Source organism: uncultured Serinicoccus sp. (assembly GCF_947487915.1).
In the GTDB taxonomy this organism is placed as follows: Bacteria; Actinomycetota; Actinomycetes; order Actinomycetales; family Dermatophilaceae; genus Ornithinicoccus.
The window spans coordinates 81,395-100,030 of record NZ_CANKYH010000001.1 but is presented as its reverse complement, the minus strand read 5'-3'; the positions used below and the strand labels follow the sequence as shown (position 1 = coordinate 100,030).

Genomic DNA, 18,636 nt, shown 5'->3' with positions numbered 1-18,636 from the left:
TCTCCTGACGTCCGCGCCCCCCGGGGTCGTAGGTGCAGCGTGCTCAGCCCTCCGGGACCGCCTCGGGCTCGGCATACCCGAAGAGCTCGCCGTCGCCGAGCGCGTTGCGGTCGTTGCCGTAGGTCGGGAGCCCGCCGGCCTGCTGCAGCAGGTGCGCGGTGTGCATGAGGTTCCAGCTCATGATCGTCGCGTTGCGGCGGGTGAAGTCGTTGTCGAAGCCGACCGGTCGTCCGCCGTCCTGGGGGTCGCCGTAGGACGGCCCCGGCCCGATCTCGCCCAGCCAGCCGCAGTCGGCCTGGGGCGGGATGACGAGCCCGAGGTGCTGCAGGGCGAAGAGCAGCGACATCGAGGTGTGCTTGACCCCGTCCTCGTTGCCGGTGATGACCGCGCCGCCGACCTTGCCGTAGAAGATGGACTGACCCCGGTCGTTGAGCATCCCGGACATGGCGTAGAGCCGCTCGATGACCCGACGGCATACCGAGGACTCCTCGCCCAGCCAGAGCGGGGTGCCGATGACGAGGATGTCCGCGGCCTCCACGCGCGGCCACAGCTCGGGCCAGGCGTCCTGGTCGAAGCCGTGCTCGCGCATGTCCGGCTGGACGCCCGGGGCGATGTCGTGGTCGACGGCGTGCAGGCGGTCGACCTGCACCCCGGCCCCGGCCATGAGGTGGTCCACCACGTCGAGCAGCCGGCCGGTGTGCGAGGCCGCGGCGTCCGGGGTGAGCGAGCAGTTGACGAGCAGGGCGCGCAGCCCCTGGTAGTCCGGTGCCTCCATGGTGGTCCTCCTGGTCGGGCGTGGCGTGGTCGCACCAGCCTGCCACGGCCCGGACTTGACCTCCCCTTGACCCGCCACCCCGTAGCGTGGACCCACCCACGCTCTCGACGAGGAGACACCCATGACGCACACCCCCATGTCCCGCCGGTCCTTGCTCGGATGGGGCAGCCTGGCCGCCCTGGGCGCGACCGTGACCGGCGCCGGTGCGGCGCAGGCCAAGGCGCAGTTCCCCAACCCCGGCAAGGAGACCCCCCTCGCCGCCATCCGCTCCTACGGCGACATGATCACCCAGCTGGAGCGCCTCGCGAGCAACAGCCGCTACCCCGTCACCGTGCGGACCCTCTCCCAGATCGGCACGGCGGAGTCCCTGAGCGAGCAGGGCCGCGAGCTGTACGTCGCGACCGTCGGCACCGGCGACACACCGGTCTGGGTGCAGGGACGCATCCACGGCAACGAGCCCTACGGTCTCGACTCCACCATGACCGTGCTGCAGAGCCTCGCGACGAGCGGCAGGCGGGAGTGGCAGCAGATCCGGGACGAGTTCACGGTCCACGTCATCCCCTGCTACAACCCGGACGGCTCGGAGGCCAACATCCGCGAGACGATCCTCTGGGACCGTGCCACGGACTCGCCGCGGCTGGACGCGGACGGCGAGCAGCGGCGCGTCGACCTCAACCGCGACTGGGCGCCGGACGCCTTCGTGGCCCGCGAGTCGCTCGCGTGGTACGAGTACTGGGCCATGGTGCAGCCCGCCTACGCCCTCGACATCCACCACCAGGGGCTCAAGACCGACCGGGAGACGGGGGAGGCCATCACCTTCTCGCTCGGGATCTCCTTGGCCCCCGGGGGGCCGACCCTGCCGGGCATCGAGGGCGGGCTCTACGACGTCCAGACCCGGCAGATGCAGAGCCACGTCTGGCTGGAGACCGACCACCTGGGCTTCATCAGCACCGACAAGTACGACGTCGGCTACGGCACCGTCATCGACATCCGCGGTGGCGTGGTGTCGGCGATGATGCTGGGGCTGGACTACAACGGCATGAACCCGTCCGGCCACTCGAACCCGGCGGTCTTCTTCGAGACCTCAGGCAACACCCGGGACGGCAACATCGGGCACAAGGCGCGCGGCAAGATGGTCCGCCAGAACGTCCTCGGCCTGACCGCCTGGCTCGACGGGCTGGCGAGCGGCGAGATCTTCGAGGTGGACCCGACGGTCTGGGACGACCAGATCCCGGGCACCCCGGTGCTGCAGTACTTCACCGACTGGGGTGGCATCATCCCGGCATGAGGATCGCCTTCGTCGGACTCGGTGTCATGGGTGCCCCCATGGCCGCCCACCTGCAGCGCGCCGGCCACGAGGTGCGGGGTCACAACCGCAGCCCGGGCAAGGGTGGCGAGCTCGAGGCGGCCGGCGGCACGACGGTGGACGCGCTGCCCGCGGCCCTGGAGGGCGCCGAGGCGGTCTGCCTCATGCTGCCGGACGGGCCCGACGTCGAGGCGGTGATGGGCGGCGACGACGGCGTGCTGGCACGGGCGGCGGCCGGGACGCTGGTCGTGGACTTCTCCACGATCGCCCCGGCCACCGCCCGGCGCGTCGCCGGGAAGGCGGCGGACCGGGGTATGCCCATGGTCGACGCCCCCGTCTCCGGCGGTCAGGCGGGCGCCCGGGAGGCCCGGCTGTCGGTCATGGTCGGTGGGCAGGAGGACGCGGTCCAGGCCGCCCGTCCGCTGCTGGAGGCCGTCGGAGCCACGGTCGTGCACGTCGGACCGCCCGGCGCCGGCCAGGTGGTCAAGGCCGCCAACCAGGTCGTCGTCGCCGGCAACATCCAGGTGCTCTCCGAGGCGGTCGTGCTCCTGGAGAGCCAGGGCATCGCGCTGGAGGACGCCCTCGACGTGCTGGCCGGGGGGCTCGCCGGCTCCGCGGTCCTGGCGCAGAAGCGGGACAACCTCGTGAGCCGCAGCTTCGAGCCGGGCTTCCGGATGGAGCTGCACGACAAGGACCTGCGCATCGCGGCCGGCCTCGCGGCGAACTCCGGCCTCGACCTGCCGGTCACCCGGGCGGTCGCGTCCCTCGTCGCGCAGGCGTTGGCGGACGGCGACGCCGCCCTGGACCACTCGGCCCTCATCCGCGGGCTGGACCGACGCACCACCGGAGGCAGCTGATGACCCATCCACCCACGTCCGACCGCCCGGTGCGGGTGGCCGTGATCCCCGGCGACGGCATCGGGACGGAGGTGATGGAGCCCACCCTCGGGATCCTCGAGGCCGTGGGGGAGCGGCACGGGCTGACCTTCGAGTGGCGCCACCACGACTGGAGCTGCGAGTACTACACCCGGACCGGTCGGATGATGCCGCAGGACGGGCTGGACCGGCTCGCCGAGGTCGACCAGATCCTGCTGGGTGCCGTGGGCTACCCCGGGGTCCCGGACCACGTGTCGCTCTGGGGCCTGCTCATCCCCATCCGCCGCGCCTTCGAGCAGTACGTCAACCTCCGCCCGGTCCGGCTCCTGCCGGGGATCGAGTCACCGCTGCGGCTGCGGGAGGGCACCTCCATCGACTTCGTCGTCGTGCGGGAGAACAACGAGGGGGAGTACTCCGAGGTCGGCGGGCGGATGTACCGCGGGACCCCGCACGAGTTGGCTGTCCAGGAGTCGGTCTTCACGCGTCGCGGTGTCGAGCGGGTGGCGAGGTATGCCCTCACCCTCGCCGCGGGGCGCGGCGGCACCCTCGCCTCGGCCACCAAGTCCAACGGCATCATCCACACCATGCCCTTCTGGGACGAGGTCGTCCGGGAGACGGCGGCCGACTTCCCGCAGGTGGAGGTCCGGGACTACCACATCGACGCGCTGTCGGCGATGTTCGTCCTGGACCCGGGGCGCTTCGACGTCGTGGTCGCCTCCAACCTGTTCGGCGACATCCTCACCGACCTGGGGGCGGCCATCATCGGCAGCATCGGCATCGCCCCCTCGGCCAACCTCAACCCCGAGCGCCGGCACCCCTCGATGTTCGAGCCGGTGCACGGGTCCGCGCCGGACATCGCCGGTCAGGGGGTGGCCAACCCGCTGGGTCAGCTCTGGGCGGCCTCGATGATGCTGGACCACCTCGGCCACCCGGAGGCGGCGGCGGAGGTCGTCGCGGGGATCGAGGCCAGCCTGACCTCCGGGGTGCGGACCCCCGACCTGGGCGGCACGGCCTCGACGACCGAGGTGGCCCGGGCCGTCCGCGACCACGTCACCGGGCAGGGCGGCGCCGGGTGACCGCGCTCCCCGGCGCCCGGCTCAGGCCGGACCGGGGGCCGCCGGCGCGACCGCCCCACCGGTGGACTCGCGGTGGTGCAGCGTCCACGGCACGACGGGGTGCTCCGGAGGGGCGGCCCACCCCTCGATCCGCCGGACCAGCAGGTCGAGGACGTTGCGCGTGAGGATCTCCAGGTCCGGGGAGATCGTCGTGAGCGAGGGGGCGTGGAAGCGGCCCTCGGCGATGTCGTCGAAGCCGGCCACCGCGATGTCCTCCGGCACCCGGACGCCGGCCTCGTAGCACGCGCGCAGGGCCCCCACGGCCAGGAGGTCGTTGAAGGCGAAGACCGCGTCCGGGCGGCGCTCCGCCGGGAGGTCGAGGAGCTGACGCATCCCGCGGTACCCCTCCTCCCGGCCGAAGCCGTCGACGGTGACCGTGCGCTCGTCGGGGAGCTCGAGGCCCTGCTCGTGCAAGGCGTGGAGGAAGCCCTCCAGCCGCACCGAGGCCGTCCCCTCCCGGCTCTGCCGTCCGATGGCCGCGGGTCGGCGTCGGCCGAGTGCCAGGAGGTGCTCGCCCACGGCCCGGGAGGCGGCCACCGAGTCGACGGCGACGTGGTCGAGGTGCGTCGGGGTCCGGCGCTCGCCCAGCAGGACGAGCGGGATGTCGTCGGTCCGCGCCGCGATCTCCTCGGCCGACAGGGCCAGCGGGCTGAAGATGACCCCGTCGACCATGTGGGCACGTATGCCGGACAGCACGAGCCGCTCCTCGTCCGGGTCCGCGCCGGTGATGTCGAGGAGCAGCAGGAACCCGCGGCGGGTCGCCTCGTCGGACAGGCGGGCGGCGAGCTCGGAGAAGTAGGGCGAGTCGAGCTGGGGGACGGCGAGCGTGATGAACCCGCCGCGGCCGTGCTTGAGCTGCCGGGCGGCGAGGTTGGGGCGGTAGCCCAGCTCGGTCAGTGACGCCTGCACCCGCTCGCGCATGAGGCTGCTGACGTTGGGGTGGTCGTTGACGACGTTGGAGACCGTCTTCACCGAGACCCCGGCGTGCTGAGCGACGTCCTTGAGTCTCACCGGCATGGAGCCATGGTAGGGGTAGGCCGATCGCCGACACGCCGCGCGGCGGTGCTCTTTACAACGTTGCACACCCACGGCATACTCCTGGGTGAACCATGGTGGTTATCCGTTGTAAACGAGGACAAGGACGTCTCATGACCCAGCCGACCCGCTCTCCGTTCAGCCGTCGATCCTTCCTGTCCCTCGCCGCGGCCGGAGGCATGACCGCCTCGCTCGCGGCGTGCGGCGGGAGCTCGCCGCGCGACAGCGCCGACCAGGCAGTGGCCACCGGTGACGGTGGCGCCGGGGGCTACGACGGCCCTCCGGTCGACCTGGCCTTCTGGAACGGCTTCACCGGCGGTGACGGGCCGACCATGAAGGCCCTGGTCGACACCTTCAACTCCGAGCACGAGAACATCGCGGTGACGATGACGACGATGCAGTGGGCGGACTACTACTCCCGGCTCCCCTCCGCGGTCACCTCCGGCAACGGCCCGGACATCGGCATCATGCACCTCGACTCGGTGGCGACCAACGCCGCCCGCAACGTCATCCAGCCGCTGGACGACGTCGCCGCGGCGCTGGAGCTGGCCGAGTCCGACTTCGCGGAGGTCCCCTGGACCGCCGGGATCTACGACGGCCAGCGCTTCGCCATCCCGTTGGACGTCCACCCCCTGGGCTTCTACTACAACAAGGACGTCATGGAGCAGGCCGGGCTGGACCCGGAGGCCCCGCCGACCGACCACGACAGCTACATGGCGGCGCTGGAGGACCTCAAGGCGGCCGGCATCGAGGGGCACTGGGCCAGCCCGTTCCCGTTCACCGGGGGGCTGTCGGTGCAGGCTCTCATCTACCAGTTCGGCGGCAGTCTCTTCAACGACGAGGGCACGCAGGTCACCTGGGGTGAGGCGCCGGGGGTGGAGGCCCTCACCTGGTGGGTGGACCTCGCCAAGAACGGCTACTCGCCGGCCAACGTGGACCAGGACGCCGACTACGTCGCGCTCAAGAACGGCACCACGGCGTTCAACTGGAACGGCATCTGGCAGATCAACGACCTCAAGCAGACCGACATCAGCTGGGGCGTCGCGCCGCTGCCCGACATCGGTGGCTCGGGCGGGGTGTGGGCGGGCTCCCACCAGTTCGTGCTGCCCCGCCAGCGCAACGCCGACGCCGACAAGGCCCAGGCCTCCCGGGTCTTCGTCAGCTGGATCTCCGAGCAGTCGCAGGCGTGGGCCGAGGCCGGTCAGGTGCCGGCCCGCAACTCGGCCCGCGAGACCCCCGAGTTCGAGGCGCTGGAGGAGCAGTCCACCCTGGCGGAGCAGCTCGACGACCTCCGCTTCATCCCGACGGTCCCGGGGATCAGCGACTGCATGGCCGAGTTCGACCGCGCGCTCAACGAGGCCGTCCTCAGCGGCGCCGACCCGGAGGCCATCCTCGCCGACACCGCGTCCCGGGCCCAGGCGATCCTCGACGAGAACGCCTCGCGCTACAGCGGCTGATGGCCACGCCCCGTACCCCGGTCAGGGGCGGGCGCACCGGCTCCCCCCTGACGCCCTACCTGTTCCTGGCGCCCTACCTGGCCCTGTTCGTCGCCTTCGTGGCCTTCCCTGCCGTCTACGGGCTGTGGATCAGCCTGCACGACTGGGACTACATGATGAGCTCGCAGCGCTTCCTCGGGCTGCAGAACTACACCGACCTCATGGACCCCGCCTCGGTGGTCTTCCGGGACTTCTGGAACGGCATGGGCAACACCCTGCTGTTCACGGTGATCAGCGTGCCCTTCCTGCTGGTGCTCCCGCTGCTGCTGGCCCTGCTGCTGCAGCAGAAGTTCCCGGGCCGGACCTTCTTCCGGGCCATGTTCTTCGCGCCCTACGTGCTGGGGGTCGCGGTGATCGGCCTCATGTGGCGCTACCTGCTGGACGGCAACTTCGGGCTGGTCAACGCCTACCTCGGCACCGACATCTCGTGGACCACCTCGCAGCCGTGGGCCTGGGTCAGCCTGGTCGGGGTCACGGTGTGGTGGACCCTGGGCTTCAACGCCGTCATCTTCCTGGCCGGGCTGGGCGACATCCCCGCCGAGCACTACGAGGCGGCCGCCCTCGACGGCGCCGGGTGGTGGGCGAGCTTCGTCCACGTGACCCTGCCCGGGCTGCGCCCGGTCATGATCTTCGTGGTGGTCATCACCGTGCTGGCCAGCGCCAACATGTTCGGCCAGTCCTACCTCATCACCCAGGGTGGACCCTCGCAGTCGACCCAGACGGCGATCATGGTGATCACCGAGCTGGGGCTGAGCCGCTACCAGATGGGGGCGGCGGCCGCGCAGAGCTACCTGCTGGCCCTCTTCCTGGCCGTCGTCTCGATCGCCAACTTCTGGCTCATGCGGGACAAGGACGCGGCCGAGCAGGCCCGGGTGCAGCGCGCGGAGCGACGGCGCCGCAGGGGGAACGACGGGCCTCCCCCGGAGCCGTCGGACCCGCAGGTCCCGGCCACCCCCGCGAGCCTGGGGACCGTGCGATGAGGCGCGCCGCCCGGAACCCGCTGCTGTGGGTGGTGCTGACGCTGCTCTCGGTCGTCTTCGTCGGACCCATCGCGGCCATGCTGCTCACGTCGCTGAAGCCGACCGCGGAGGCGCAGTCCGCCGACCCCGGTCTGCTGCCCGGAGAGATCACCTTCCGGGCCTACGAGGTGCTCTTCACCTCGGCGGACAACCCGGTGCTGCGCTGGTTCCTCAACTCCATGCTCGCGGCCACCGCGCACGCGCTGCTGGTGGTGCTGACCGCGTCGCTGGCCGGCTACGCCCTGGCGCGGATGGACTTCCCCGGGAAGAACCTCATGTTCGGGGTGATCATCTCCACGATGTTCGTCCCCGGGTTCATCTTCCTCATGCCCAACTTCCTCACCCTGGACCGGCTCGGCTGGCTCGACACCCTCGCAGCCATCGTCGTGCCCGGGGCGGCCGGCGCCTTCGGGGTGTTCTTCATGCGGCAGTTCTTCCTGTCCCTGCCCAAGGAGTTCGAGGAGAGCGCCCGGATCGACGGTGCCGGGCCGTTCACCACGTTCTTCCGGATCATGCTCCCGAACGCGACGCCGGCCCTGGTGACCCTGCTGGTGCTGAGCTTCCTGGCGAACTGGAACGACTTCATCTGGCCGCTCTACGTGCTCTTCAACGACGCGCGGCTCACCCTGCCCATCGGGCTGTCCAAGCTGCAGGGCGCCTACACCATCGACTACCCGGTCATCATGGCCGGCGCCGTCATCGCCTCGCTCCCGGTGCTGCTGCTCTACGTCTTCGTCCAGCGCTACGTCATCGACGGCGTGGCCACCTCGGGGGTCAAGGGCTGAGGCGCGCACCGTCCTCGACCCGCCCGCGCCCCGCACTCGCCGACCGTCCCGACCGTCCCGCATCGAAGGAGATGCCCATGACCCACCACCCACGCCGTGCCCTGCTCGCCGCCGGGACCGCGCTCGCCCTGAGCGCGACCCTGGCCGGACCCGGTCTCGCGGCCCCCGCGGCGCCCGCGGCACCCGCCGCCCCCGCGGCGCCCGAGGGCACCTACACCAACGCGGTCAGCGACGCCTTCTCCGACACCTACGCCGACCCGGCGGTCATCCAGGGCAAGGACGGCTGGTGGTATGCCTACGCCACCGCCGACCCGCTCTACGCCGGCCAGGAGCCGGGCATCGGGCACATCTCGCGCACCCGCGACTGGGCGACCTGGGAGTACGTCGGCACCATCTTCGACGACACCAACCGCCCCACCTGGGCGGAGGAGTCGGCGGGCCTGTGGGCCCCCGACATCCGCTACGTCGACGGTCAGTACGTCCTCTACTTCACCGTCACCGACACCACCCGCAACCCCGGTGAGGACTCCGCGATCGGGGTCGCCACCTCCGCGGACCCGGCCGGCCCGTGGGTGCCGGCCGACGAGCCCATCGTGGCGCCGCGGCAGCTGGACGACGGCCGGTTCCTGTGGACCTTCGACCCCGCGGGGTTCACGAGCACCGACGGGCGCCAGTGGCTCTACTACGGCTCCTACTTCGGCGGCCTGGAGGTGACCGAGGTCAGCGCCGACGGCCTCACGCCGGTCGGGGAGCCCACCCCGGTCGCGATCAACGACCGCTACGAGGGCGCCTACGTCGTCGAGCACGACGGCTGGTACTACCTCATGGGCTCCTCCGCCAACTGCTGCGCGGGCCCGGCCACCGGCTACTCGGTCTTCGCCGGTCGCTCGAAGGACCCGCGCGGCCCCTTCCTGGACGCCGACGGTCTCGACCTGTCCGCCTCCGTCACCGGCGGCACGACGGTCCTCACGCAGAACGGCAACAGCTGGGTCGGTGCCGGCCACCACTCCGTCCTCACCGACGCGACCGGACAGGACTTCATCGTCTACCACGCGATCGACAAGGACGAGCCCTGGCTGTCCGACCCGTTCGGCATCAACCGGCGCCCGATGCTCCTCGACCGGCTCGACTGGATCGACGGCTGGCCGCGCACCAACGCCGGCGCCGGTCCGTCCGAGGGCCCGCAGCCGCTGCCGGTGACCTCCTCGCTGCTGCCCGGTGACCCCGCCGACCCGGCCACCGCCTTCACCGGGATGAGCAGGGCTCAGGACCCGCAGGGTGGCGACGTCGGGGTGCTCCAGGGCACCACGACCAGCCGTGCGACGGCCCCCGGCGAAGCGGCCCGGGTGCGCCTGGACGTCCGGGCGGAGGACACGCTCACCCTCACCCTGGGCGCGCACCCGAAGAGGGTCCGGGTCACCTACGACGGCGCGGCCGGCGAGCTGCGGACCGCTGTCCTGATGGGCGCGAAGGAGGTCGTCGACGAGTCCGTCACCCCGCTGCCCACCGGGCAGGGCTGGCGCACGCTCACCGTCGAGGCCGGAGCCCGCAGCGCCACCGCGCAGGTGTCCGCGGCCGATCTCAACGACCCGATGGCGCTGGCCGACGCCTCCTTCCCCGGCTTCTCCCTCGCCGCGGCGCCGGTGCTGCTGGCCGGCGACGGCGCCCGGGTCGACAACGTCGGGGTGCAGACCGAGGCGGTGCCCGTCACCGAGGCGGTGCCGGACCCCGAGCCCGGGGACGTCCTCTTCCGGGACACCTTCACCACCGGGGTGGACCCCTCCTGGGAGTGGGTGCGCCCGCAGGAGGACATCGCCACCGAGGACGGTGACCTCGTCTGGCCGCTCCGGTCGGTCGACGCCGTCGGCGCCACGAACACCGGCGCCCTGCTGCTGCGCGACATGCCGGAGGGTGACTGGATCGCCGAGACCGAGCTGACCCTGGACCTCGGCGAGGACACCGTCCGCAACTACCAGCAGGCCGGCCTCATCGTCCACGAGGACGACGACGACTTCGCCCGGCTGGGATCGGTGGCCATCTGGAACACCCGGACGGTCGAGTACGGCCGGGAGGTCGCGGTCGCCGAGGGCGACGAGCGGACGATCTACGCCGGGGCGATCATCGGGGCTCCGGCCCCGAGGATGGCGATGCGGCTGGCGCACACCACCAACGCCGAGGGCGAGCACGTCTACCGCGCGGGGATCAGCAGGGACGCCGGCGAGTCCTGGGTGTGGGGAGCGGCATGGACCTTCCCCGCGGACACCGACCCCCGCCTGGGCCTCTACGCCGGCGGCGGCGCCGAACCCGCGGTCGACGCCCGCTTCCACGAGCTGACCGTCTACGAGTCGGCGCCGTGAGGCGCCGGACGAGGCGCGCGGTCGGCATACCCCTCGCCCTCCTCGTCCTCGCCGGGTGCGCCGGCGGGGGCGGGGCAGGCCCGGACGCGGCGACCGACCGGACCACCGACCAGACCACCGAGCAGACCACCGAGAGCGAGGCCGACGTGGCCGCAGGCACCGGGTTCACCAACCCTGTCCACCCGACCAACTTCCCCGACCCGCACATCCTGGCCGACGAGGACGGCGGCTACATCGCGTTCGCCACCAACGGCAACGCGATGAACGTGCAGACCGCCCTGAGCGAGGACATGGTCGACTGGTCGCAGGGCAGCGACGCACTACCCGCGCTGCCGGGCTGGTCCACCCCCGGCAAGGTCTGGGCGCCGGAGACGATCCGCTGGGCCGACGGCAGCTACCGGATGTACTACACGACCGCCCTGTCCGGTGAGGACCGGCAGTGCATCTCGGTGGCCGTATCCGACCAGGCGGCCGGGCCGTACGTCGACGAGTCGGACGAGCCGCTGCTGTGCGAGATCGAGGAGGGCGGCTCGATCGACACCAGCCCGTTCATCGCCTCCGACGGCACCGCCTACCTCTACTGGAAGAACGACGGCAACCACGTCGGCGTGGACACCTTCATCCGGGTGGCCCGGCTCGCCGAGGACGGGATGAGCGTGGAGGGGGAGACCGTGGACGTGCTGCAGCAGGACCAGCCCTGGGAGGACATGCTCGTCGAGGGGCCCTCGGTCTGGGAGCACGAGGGCCGCTTCCACCTGTTCTACTCCGGCAACGGCTTCTGGACCGAGGCGTATGCCGTCGGTCACGCCGTCTCGGACAGCCCGACCGGTCCCTTCACCAAGGACCCGGAGCCGGTGCTGGTCGCCAACGAGGTCGCCGCCGGGCCCGGTCACAACTCACTGATCGAGGTCGACGGGCAGCTGTGGATGGTTTACCACGCCTGGGTCCCCGGCGCGGTCGGCGACGAGGCCGTCGGGCGGCAGATGTGGCTCTCCCGGGTGACCTTCACGCAGGACGGCGGCGTCGAGGTGGAGCAACCCACCGTCGACCACCCGGTGGCACCGGAGGCCGGGGTGGGCCGATGAGCGCGGACGTCCCCCGCCCGGAGCACCCCCGCCCCCAGTTCGTCCGCCCGGACGGGCGCTGGATGAGCCTCAACGGCACCTGGGAGTTCGAGCGAGACCCCGGCGACTCGGGCCTGGAACGCGGGCTGCTCGACCGGGAGTTGGGGTCCTCCATCCTGGTCCCGTTCGCCCCGGAGTCCGCGCTGTCCGGGGTCGACGACCTCGACTGGCACGAGGCGGTGTGGTACCGCCGCGCCGTGGAGCTGCCGGCGGACTGGCCGGTCCAGGACCGGGTCCTGCTGCACTGCCAGGCGATCGACCACGACGCCACCGTCTGGGTGGACGGCACCGAGGTCGGCCGGCACCGCGGCGGGCACACCAGCTTCACGCTGGACCTCACCGCGGCGCTGGCCGGCCGTCGGTCGGCGACCCTGGTCATCCGGGCCCGGGACCCGCGGCACGAGCTGCTGCCGCGCGGCAAGCAGGCGACCTGGTTCCACGGCACGCACGCGCAGTACCCGCGCACCACCGGCATCTGGCAGCCGGTCTGGCTGGAGTCGGTGCCGAGCAGCTTCCTGGGCCGGGCGCGGATCACCCCGGACGCCGCCGGGGCCTTCGACGTGGAGCTGCCGGTGACCGGCGGCATACCGGGGCAGCGGGTGCGCGCCACCCTCGGCGACGACGCCGGGGAGGTCGCCACCGCGGAGGCGGCGGTCGGGCGCCAGCTGGTGCCGCGGCTGCGCCTCGACGTCCCCGCCGACCGGCGACGCTGGTGGGGCCCGGCGGACCCGCACCTCTACCGGCTGCACCTGGAGCTGCTGGACGCCGGGGGAGAGGTGCTGGACGAGCTGGAGTCCTACGCCGGGCTGCGCACCCTCGCGATCGACGGGCACCGCATCCTGCTCAACGGCGAGCCCGTCTTCCAGCGCCTGGTCCTGGACCAGGGGTACTGGCCCGACTCGCTGATGACCGCCCCGAGCGAGGAGGCGCTGGTCGCCGACATCGAGCTCGGGCTGGCGGCCGGCTTCAACGGGGCCCGCATCCACCAGAAGATCGCCGAGGAGCGCTTCCTGCACCACTGCGACCGGCTGGGCTACCTCGTCTGGGGCGAGTTCCCCGACTGGGGGGTCTCCGGGGCCGGGCCGGCCGGGCACAACCAGGGGCACGGGCCGACCTTCGTCGCCCAGTGGGTCGAGGCGGTCGAGCGCGACTACTCCCACCCCTCCGTCGTCGGCTGGTGCCCGCTCAACGAGACCCACCAGTTCCTGCACGACCGGTTCACCGCGCTCGACGACGTGACCCACGCGATGTACTGGGCGACCAAGGGCATCGACCGCACCCGACCGGTCATCGACGCCTCGGGATACAGCCACCGGGTCGCGGCCACCGACGTCTGGGACAGCCACGACTACGCGCAGGACCCGGCGGTCCTCGCCGAGCACATGTCCGGCCTGGCGGAGGGGTCGCCCTGGACCAACACCGGGGAGAACACCGGGGCGTGCCAGCCCGGCGCCCCCGCCTACTCCCTGCCGTACGCCGGCCAGCCGTACTTCTGCAGCGAGTACGGCGGGATCTGGTGGGTCCCGGAGCAGGAGCGCTCCCGGTCCGACGAGGCGAACGACTCCGGCGCCTCCTGGGGCTACGGCGACCGGGTGCGGGACGAGGAGGAGTTCTACGCCCGGGTGGAGGGCCTGACCCGGGTGCTGGACCAGGACCCGCTGATGTTCGGCTACTGCTACACCCAGCTCACCGACGTGTTCCAGGAGAAGAACGGCATCTACGGCTTCGACCGCTCGGTGAAGTTCGACATGGCCCGCATCCGCGCGGTCTTCGGTGCCGAGGCGGCCTACGAGCAGGAGTGACTAGTCTGGCCGCCGTGGGAGAGCAGCTGGCAGTGGCGGTCACCGGGGCACCCGGGGCCGGGAAGACCTCGACCGGGCAGGAGCTGGCCCGGGTGCTCGGGGCGGCGCTGCTGGACCTCGACACGGTGACGAACCCGCTCGTGGACCTGCTCCTGGCCTCGCTCGGGGGCCAGGGGTATGACGACCCGCAGGTCGCGCCGCAGGTGCGCCGGGCGAGGTACGCCTGCCTCGTGGGCGCGGCCCAGGACTGCCTGCGCACCGGCACGCCGGTGGTGCTCGTGGCGCCCTTCACGGCAGAGCGGGCGGACCCGGGGGTGTGGGCCGTGCTCGCCCGGACGTTGACCGAGGCCGGCGGTGACCCGTGGCTGGCCTGGCTGGAGATCTCCGCCGGTGAGCTCGGCGAGCGGCTGCGGGCGCGGGGGGCGCAGCGGGACCACGCCAAGCTGGCGGACCTCGACGGCTACCTCGCCGGGGTGGACCTCGCCCCGCCGGCCGCGCCGCACCTCGCGGTGGACGCCACGCTGCCGCCGCCCGAGCAGGCTCGGCACCTGCACCAGCAGCTGGTGAAGGCGCCGCGCTGAGGCTCGCCCGGAACGAGCGCTGCACGTCGCTCTGAGAGGCGCGCGTTCATCCACGTCCAGAAACTCGTCCGGCCGATCCGTTGACAACGGTGTCATCGCCGAGGCAGACTCCTGTTGTCAGCAGATGACAACGATGGACAACGACGACCGGAGGCCTCCATGGCGGAGCGAGCGCACACGCTGCGGCGTGCTGGTGCACCCGGTTCTCGGGGAGGTCGTCGATGACCTCCCTCACCCCCCGCCGGCGGATCTCCGGCCCCACCCTCCGCGACGTCGCCGCGCTGGCCGGCGTCAGCCTCAAGACCGCCTCGCGGGTGCTCAACGACGGGCCGAACGTGTCCAGCGCCACCCGGCAGGCGGTCCAGGACGCGATGGAGTCGCTGGCCTACGAGCCAGACCCCGCGGCCCGCTCGCTGCGCGCGGGCCACGACCGCACCGTCGGTGTCGTCGTCGACAGCATCGGTGACATCTTCTTCTCCGAGCTGGCCGCGACCCTGGAGTCGGTGCTGGACGCCGCCGGCTACAGCTGCCTGCTCGCCTCCAGCAACCGCCAGGAGGGCCGGGAGCGCGACATCGTCCGCAGCCTCGTGCGCCGGCGCTGCGCCGGCGTCATCGTCGCGCCGACCACGCCAGCCTCGATCTCCGCCGCGGACCTGGCCGGCACCCCGGTCGTCTTCGTGGACCGCGTCGGCCACGTCGAGGGGGCCGCCTCGGTGGTCTCCGACGACCCCGGCATGGCCTTCGAGGCGACCCGTCACCTGCTGGCGCACGGCCACCGTCGGGTGGCCCTGCTCAGCGACTCGCTCGACCTGCCCACCACCCGGGGGCGGCAGGAGGGGTACCGCCGCGCGCTGACCGAGGCCGGCGTCGAGGTGGCCCCCGAGCTGATGCGCATGGAGTGCGACGACGAGAGCTCGGCGATGCGCCAGGTGCGCCAGGTGCTGGACCTCGCCGACCCGGCCACGGCGATCTTCTCCTGCAGCTCTCGGCTCTCCCTCGGGGTGGTTCCCGCCCTGCACCAGTTCGGGCGCACCGACGTGGCGCTCGTGTCCTTCGGGGACTTCACCATGGCGGACAGCGTGCAGCCCGCGGTGACCGTCGTCGACCACTCGGCCCGGCGGATCGCGCAGACCGCGGCGGAGGCCCTGCTGGCCCACCTGCCCCCGCACGACCCCGCCCACGGGCCGACCGGGGTCATCGAGGTGCCCGCCCGACTGATCCCCCGTGGGACCGGCGAGATCGCCGCACCCCCCACCCGCCAGCAGATGTCCCGAGCCTGAGAAGGAGGCACATGTTCACCGCGACGACGGGGTGCGACATCCCCGAGGACCACATCAGCAAGGAGCCGACCCGATGAGCACCGACGCGATCTACGAGGCGCGCGGCATCGTCCGCCGGTTCGGCGCCGTGCAGGCGCTGGACGGTGCGGACTTCGACGTCCGTCCCGGGGAGGTCTCCGCGCTCATCGGCGACAACGGCGCCGGCAAGTCCACCCTCGTGCGGATCCTGGCCGGGGCCGACGTCCCGGACGGCGGCACCCTCTCCTTCGAGGGCAAGGAGCTCACGCTCACCAACCCGAACCAGGCACGCGACCTGGGGGTGGAGACGGTCTTCCAGGACCTGGCGCTGGCCAACCACCTCGACCCCATCCAGAACATGTATCTCGGCCGCGAGCTCATGCGGCCGGGGCTGCTGGGCCGGCTCGGCCTCATGCAGCGGGCCGAGATGCGCCGGCGCGGCGCCGAGGCCTTCGACAGCCTCGGTGCGACCGTGCGCGACTACGAGGGAGCGGTCAGCGGCATGTCCGGCGGCCAGCGCCAGGCCATCGCGGTCGCCCGGGCGGCCACCTGGGCCGACAAGGTGATCTTCCTCGACGAGCCGACCGCCGCGCTCGGCGTCGTGCAGACCAAGGGGGTGCTCGACCTCATCCGCCGGATCCGTGACCAGGGGCTGGGCGTCGTCTACATCAGCCACTCCATGCCCGAGGTCCTCGAGGTCTCGGACCGGGTCCACGTCATGCGTCAGGGCCGCCGCGTCGCGGTCTTCGACGCGAAGTCCTCCAGCGTCGAGGAGCTCGTCGGCGCCATGACCGGGGCGCTCGACACCAGGGAGGCATCATGAGCAACGCCACGCACACCAAGGACGACCTCGCCGGCGACCAGCCGGTCGGGGCCGGTGACGCCGAGGCGGCCCCCCGGGCCTCCGTCGGGGAGCAGCTGCGCCGTCGGGTGCAGGCGCAGGCCCTGCAGATCGTGCTCGTCTGGCTGGTCATCTGCGCGATCTTCAGCGCCATGGCCCCCACGGCCTTCCTCGACGTCAACAACTTCCGCAACATCGCGGTCAGCGTCGCCATCCTCGCCGTGCTCGGCGTGGGGACGACCTTCATCATCGTCACCGGTGGCATCGACCTGTCCATGGGCTCGATCCTGGTCTTCAGCGGGGTGGTCTCGTCGCTGACGATGGAACGCCTCGGGGACGGTCAGGGCTGGGGCGTGGCGCTCGTCGGCATCCTGGTGGCGCTGGGCTGCGGGCTGGGGTGGGGCCTGGTCAACGGCTTCTTCGTCGCCAAGGCCAAGGTCCCGCCCATGATCGTCACGCTCGGCACCTTCGGCGCCGCGCTCGGTCTGGCGCAGGTCTTCACCGGCGGCATCGACCGCCGCGCCGTCCCGGACGTCCTGGTCAACACCGTCGGGTTCGGCCAGGTGGCCGGGATCCCCATCCTGGTGCTGGTGGCGGCACTCGTCGTCCTCCTGGGCATCGTGCTGCTGCGCCGCACCCGGTTCGGCCTGCACACCAGCGCGGTCGGCTCCAACCCCGAGGCGTGCCGCCGGGTCGGCATCAAGGTCGACCGGCAGCTCATCAAGGTGTATGCCTTCGCCGGGCTGCTCGCCGGGCTCGCCGGCATCCTCAACCTGACCTTCTTCCGGTCCACCACGATCGCCGGGCACAGCCTCACCAACCTGGACGTCATCGCCGGCGTCGTCATCGGCGGGACCAGCCTCTTCGGGGGCATCGGGACCGTCTTCGGCACGGTGGTCGGCCTGCTCATCCCGGCGACGCTGCGCAACGGCTTCGTCATCCTCGGGGTGGCGCCGTACTGGCAGCAGGTCGTGGTCGGGGCCTTCCTCATCGGCGCCGTCTACTTCGACCAGGTCCGCCGCGCGTCCGCGACCCGCGGCCGCCCCCGCAGCTCTTTCCTCTCCCGCATCTTCACCCACCACCGAAAGGACTCCTGATGCGACTCCACCGATCAATGACGATCCTCGCCGCCGCTCTCGCCACCACGGGGCTGGCCGCCTGCGGAGGCGGTGACGCCGACAGCGGCGGCGACGGCGCCGACGGCACCCAGGCCGAGGGTGGCTCCTCCGGCACCCCCCAGGTCGCCTTCATCCAGGGCGTCATCGGCGACAACTTCTACATCTCCATGGAGTGCGGCGTGCGCGCCGCCGCCGAGGAGATGGGCGCCGAGGTGTCCGTCCAGGGCCCGCAGCGCTGGGACCCGGCGCTGCAGCAGCCGATCGTGACCTCGGTCTCGGCCAACGAGCCGGACGCCATCCTCATCGCCCCGAACGACGTGACCGCGCTGCAGCGACCCCTCGAGGACGCCGCCGAGAACAGCGAGGTCGTCCTGGTGGACACCACGGTGGAGGACCCCTCCTTCGCGGTTTCCGAGATCGCCTCGGACAACGTCGGCGGTGGCGCCGCGGCCTTCGAGGCCATCCAGGAGCTGGCGCCCGACGGCGGCAAGGTGCTCGTCATCGACAACCAGCCGGGCATCTCGACCTCGGACGACCGGGTCCAGGGCTTCGAGGAGGCCGTGGCGCAGGACGACTCCTTCGAGTACGTCGGCGTGGAGTACGCCCAGAACCAGCCGGCGCGGGCGGCCTCGATCGTCACCTCGGCGCTGCAGCGCGACCCCGACCTGGTGGCGATCTTCGCGACCAACATCTTCAGCGCCGAGGGCGCCGCCACCGGCATCGAGCAGGCGGGTGTCTCCGGTGAGGTTCAGGTGGTCGGCTTCGACGCCGGCCCCGCCCAGGTCGAGGCCCTCGAGGACGGCACCGTGCAGGCCATCATCGCCCAGCAGCCCTACGAGATCGGCTACCAGGGCGTCGAGCAGGCCCTCATGGCGCTCGAGGGCGAGGAGACCGAGGCCCAGATCCAGACGGGCTTCACCATCGTCACCGCCGACACCCTGGACAGCGAGGAGGGCCAGGCGGCCCTCTACGCCTCCGAGTGCTGACCCGGCGCTGACCCCCGGGCGTGGTGCCCCGGCCCTGGAACGGGGCACCACGTCCCGGCGCCGGCCGCGACCCGGCGCAGAGCACCGACCATCCCGACCCACCCGACCCCCCGCGGCAGCCCG

Annotated in this window: 16 protein-coding genes; 14 read left to right on the top strand and 2 right to left on the bottom strand. The window is 72.1% G+C overall.

Annotated features, from left to right (window positions below):
• Nucleotides 1-43: 43 nt before the first annotated feature.
• Nucleotides 44-775: an NAD(P)H-dependent oxidoreductase gene (locus tag Q0795_RS00390; RefSeq protein WP_298885262.1), complete on the bottom strand. Its 732-nt coding sequence runs from the start codon at nt 773-775 to the stop codon at nt 44-46.
• Nucleotides 776-896: 121 nt separating this feature from the next.
• Here Q0795_RS00390 and Q0795_RS00385 point away from each other — a divergent pair, with 121 nt between their 5' ends.
• The 3 genes from Q0795_RS00385 to Q0795_RS00375 are packed head-to-tail and all read left to right on the top strand — an operon-like array spanning nt 897 to nt 4,032.
• Nucleotides 897-2,063 (top strand): M14 family zinc carboxypeptidase, encoded by a 1,167-nt coding sequence (locus tag Q0795_RS00385; RefSeq protein ID WP_298885260.1) that lies wholly within the window; start codon nt 897-899, stop codon nt 2,061-2,063.
• Nucleotides 2,060-2,938, top strand: coding sequence for an NAD(P)-dependent oxidoreductase (locus Q0795_RS00380; protein WP_298885257.1), 879 nt, complete (start codon nt 2,060-2,062; stop codon nt 2,936-2,938). Before Q0795_RS00385 ends, Q0795_RS00380 begins: the two co-directional genes overlap by 4 nt.
• A complete protein-coding gene (locus Q0795_RS00375) occupies nt 2,938-4,032 on the top strand; it encodes a tartrate dehydrogenase (RefSeq protein WP_298885255.1) in 1,095 nt (364 codons plus the stop codon). The genes Q0795_RS00380 and Q0795_RS00375 overlap by 1 nt, the downstream gene beginning before the upstream one ends.
• 21 nt (nt 4,033-4,053) lie before the next feature.
• Here Q0795_RS00375 and Q0795_RS00370 read toward each other — a convergent pair whose 3' ends face one another.
• Nucleotides 4,054-5,088, bottom strand: coding sequence for a LacI family DNA-binding transcriptional regulator (locus Q0795_RS00370; protein ID WP_298885253.1), 1,035 nt, complete (start codon nt 5,086-5,088; stop codon nt 4,054-4,056).
• 131 nt (nt 5,089-5,219) lie between these two features.
• Here Q0795_RS00370 and Q0795_RS00365 point away from each other — a divergent pair, with 131 nt between their 5' ends.
• The 11 genes from Q0795_RS00365 to Q0795_RS00315 all read left to right on the top strand — a co-directional run bounded on the left by Q0795_RS00365 (nt 5,220) and on the right by Q0795_RS00315 (nt 18,513).
• Entirely contained in the window at nt 5,220-6,563 is a 1,344-nt protein-coding gene (locus tag Q0795_RS00365; protein WP_298885251.1) for an ABC transporter substrate-binding protein, read from the top strand.
• Entirely contained in the window at nt 6,563-7,582 is a 1,020-nt protein-coding gene (locus Q0795_RS00360) for a carbohydrate ABC transporter permease (protein ID WP_298885249.1), read from the top strand. Before Q0795_RS00365 ends, Q0795_RS00360 begins: the two co-directional genes overlap by 1 nt.
• Nucleotides 7,579-8,406, top strand: a complete 828-nt coding sequence (locus tag Q0795_RS00355; RefSeq protein WP_298746187.1) for a carbohydrate ABC transporter permease — start codon at nt 7,579-7,581, stop codon at nt 8,404-8,406. The genes Q0795_RS00360 and Q0795_RS00355 overlap by 4 nt, the downstream gene beginning before the upstream one ends.
• 77 nt (nt 8,407-8,483) lie before the next feature.
• Complete coding sequence (locus Q0795_RS00350) at nt 8,484-10,763, top strand: family 43 glycosylhydrolase (RefSeq protein ID WP_298885248.1); 2,280 nt, start codon at nt 8,484-8,486, stop codon at nt 10,761-10,763.
• Entirely contained in the window at nt 10,760-11,848 is a 1,089-nt protein-coding gene (locus Q0795_RS00345; protein WP_298885246.1) for a glycoside hydrolase family 43 protein, read from the top strand. Before Q0795_RS00350 ends, Q0795_RS00345 begins: the two co-directional genes overlap by 4 nt.
• A complete protein-coding gene (locus Q0795_RS00340) occupies nt 11,845-13,689 on the top strand; it encodes a glycoside hydrolase family 2 protein (protein WP_298885244.1) in 1,845 nt (614 codons plus the stop codon). The genes Q0795_RS00345 and Q0795_RS00340 overlap by 4 nt, the downstream gene beginning before the upstream one ends.
• Before the next feature lie 14 nt (nt 13,690-13,703).
• Entirely contained in the window at nt 13,704-14,270 is a 567-nt protein-coding gene (locus Q0795_RS00335; RefSeq protein WP_298885242.1) for an AAA family ATPase, read from the top strand.
• A gap of 221 nt (nt 14,271-14,491) precedes the next feature.
• On the top strand, nt 14,492-15,550 hold the full coding sequence (locus tag Q0795_RS00330) for a LacI family DNA-binding transcriptional regulator (protein ID WP_298885239.1): 1,059 nt from the start codon (nt 14,492-14,494) through the stop codon (nt 15,548-15,550).
• A 73-nt stretch (nt 15,551-15,623) separates the two neighbouring features.
• Nucleotides 15,624-16,391, top strand: a complete 768-nt coding sequence (locus tag Q0795_RS00325) for an ATP-binding cassette domain-containing protein (RefSeq protein WP_298885236.1) — start codon at nt 15,624-15,626, stop codon at nt 16,389-16,391.
• Complete coding sequence (locus Q0795_RS00320) at nt 16,388-17,506, top strand: ABC transporter permease (protein ID WP_298885234.1); 1,119 nt, start codon at nt 16,388-16,390, stop codon at nt 17,504-17,506. Before Q0795_RS00325 ends, Q0795_RS00320 begins: the two co-directional genes overlap by 4 nt.
• Nucleotides 17,506-18,513: an ABC transporter substrate-binding protein gene (locus Q0795_RS00315; RefSeq protein ID WP_298885232.1), complete on the top strand. Its 1,008-nt coding sequence runs from the start codon at nt 17,506-17,508 to the stop codon at nt 18,511-18,513. The genes Q0795_RS00320 and Q0795_RS00315 overlap by 1 nt, the downstream gene beginning before the upstream one ends.
• Nucleotides 18,514-18,636: the final 123 nt, after the last annotated feature.

What these genes read in the sequence shown, in the direction of transcription:
- Q0795_RS00360 (WP_298885249.1), top strand. Translation starts at nt 6,563, where the DNA reads ATGGCCACGCCCCGTACCCCGGTCAGGGGCGGGCGCACCGGCTCCCCC.
- Q0795_RS00315 (WP_298885232.1), top strand. Translation starts at nt 17,506, where the DNA reads ATGCGACTCCACCGATCAATGACGATCCTCGCCGCCGCTCTCGCCACC.
- Q0795_RS00370 (WP_298885253.1), bottom strand. Translation starts at nt 5,088, where the DNA reads ATGCCGGTGAGACTCAAGGACGTCGCTCAGCACGCCGGGGTCTCGGTG.
- Q0795_RS00385 (WP_298885260.1), top strand. Translation starts at nt 897, where the DNA reads ATGACGCACACCCCCATGTCCCGCCGGTCCTTGCTCGGATGGGGCAGC.
- Q0795_RS00330 (WP_298885239.1), top strand. Translation starts at nt 14,492, where the DNA reads ATGACCTCCCTCACCCCCCGCCGGCGGATCTCCGGCCCCACCCTCCGC.
- Q0795_RS00365 (WP_298885251.1), top strand. Translation starts at nt 5,220, where the DNA reads ATGACCCAGCCGACCCGCTCTCCGTTCAGCCGTCGATCCTTCCTGTCC.
- Q0795_RS00350 (WP_298885248.1), top strand. Translation starts at nt 8,484, where the DNA reads ATGACCCACCACCCACGCCGTGCCCTGCTCGCCGCCGGGACCGCGCTC.
- Q0795_RS00380 (WP_298885257.1), top strand. Translation starts at nt 2,060, where the DNA reads ATGAGGATCGCCTTCGTCGGACTCGGTGTCATGGGTGCCCCCATGGCC.
- Q0795_RS00325 (WP_298885236.1), top strand. Translation starts at nt 15,624, where the DNA reads ATGAGCACCGACGCGATCTACGAGGCGCGCGGCATCGTCCGCCGGTTC.
- Q0795_RS00340 (WP_298885244.1), top strand. Translation starts at nt 11,845, where the DNA reads ATGAGCGCGGACGTCCCCCGCCCGGAGCACCCCCGCCCCCAGTTCGTC.
- Q0795_RS00375 (WP_298885255.1), top strand. Translation starts at nt 2,938, where the DNA reads ATGACCCATCCACCCACGTCCGACCGCCCGGTGCGGGTGGCCGTGATC.
- Q0795_RS00390 (WP_298885262.1), bottom strand. Translation starts at nt 775, where the DNA reads ATGGAGGCACCGGACTACCAGGGGCTGCGCGCCCTGCTCGTCAACTGC.
- Q0795_RS00355 (WP_298746187.1), top strand. Translation starts at nt 7,579, where the DNA reads ATGAGGCGCGCCGCCCGGAACCCGCTGCTGTGGGTGGTGCTGACGCTG.
- Q0795_RS00320 (WP_298885234.1), top strand. Translation starts at nt 16,388, where the DNA reads ATGAGCAACGCCACGCACACCAAGGACGACCTCGCCGGCGACCAGCCG.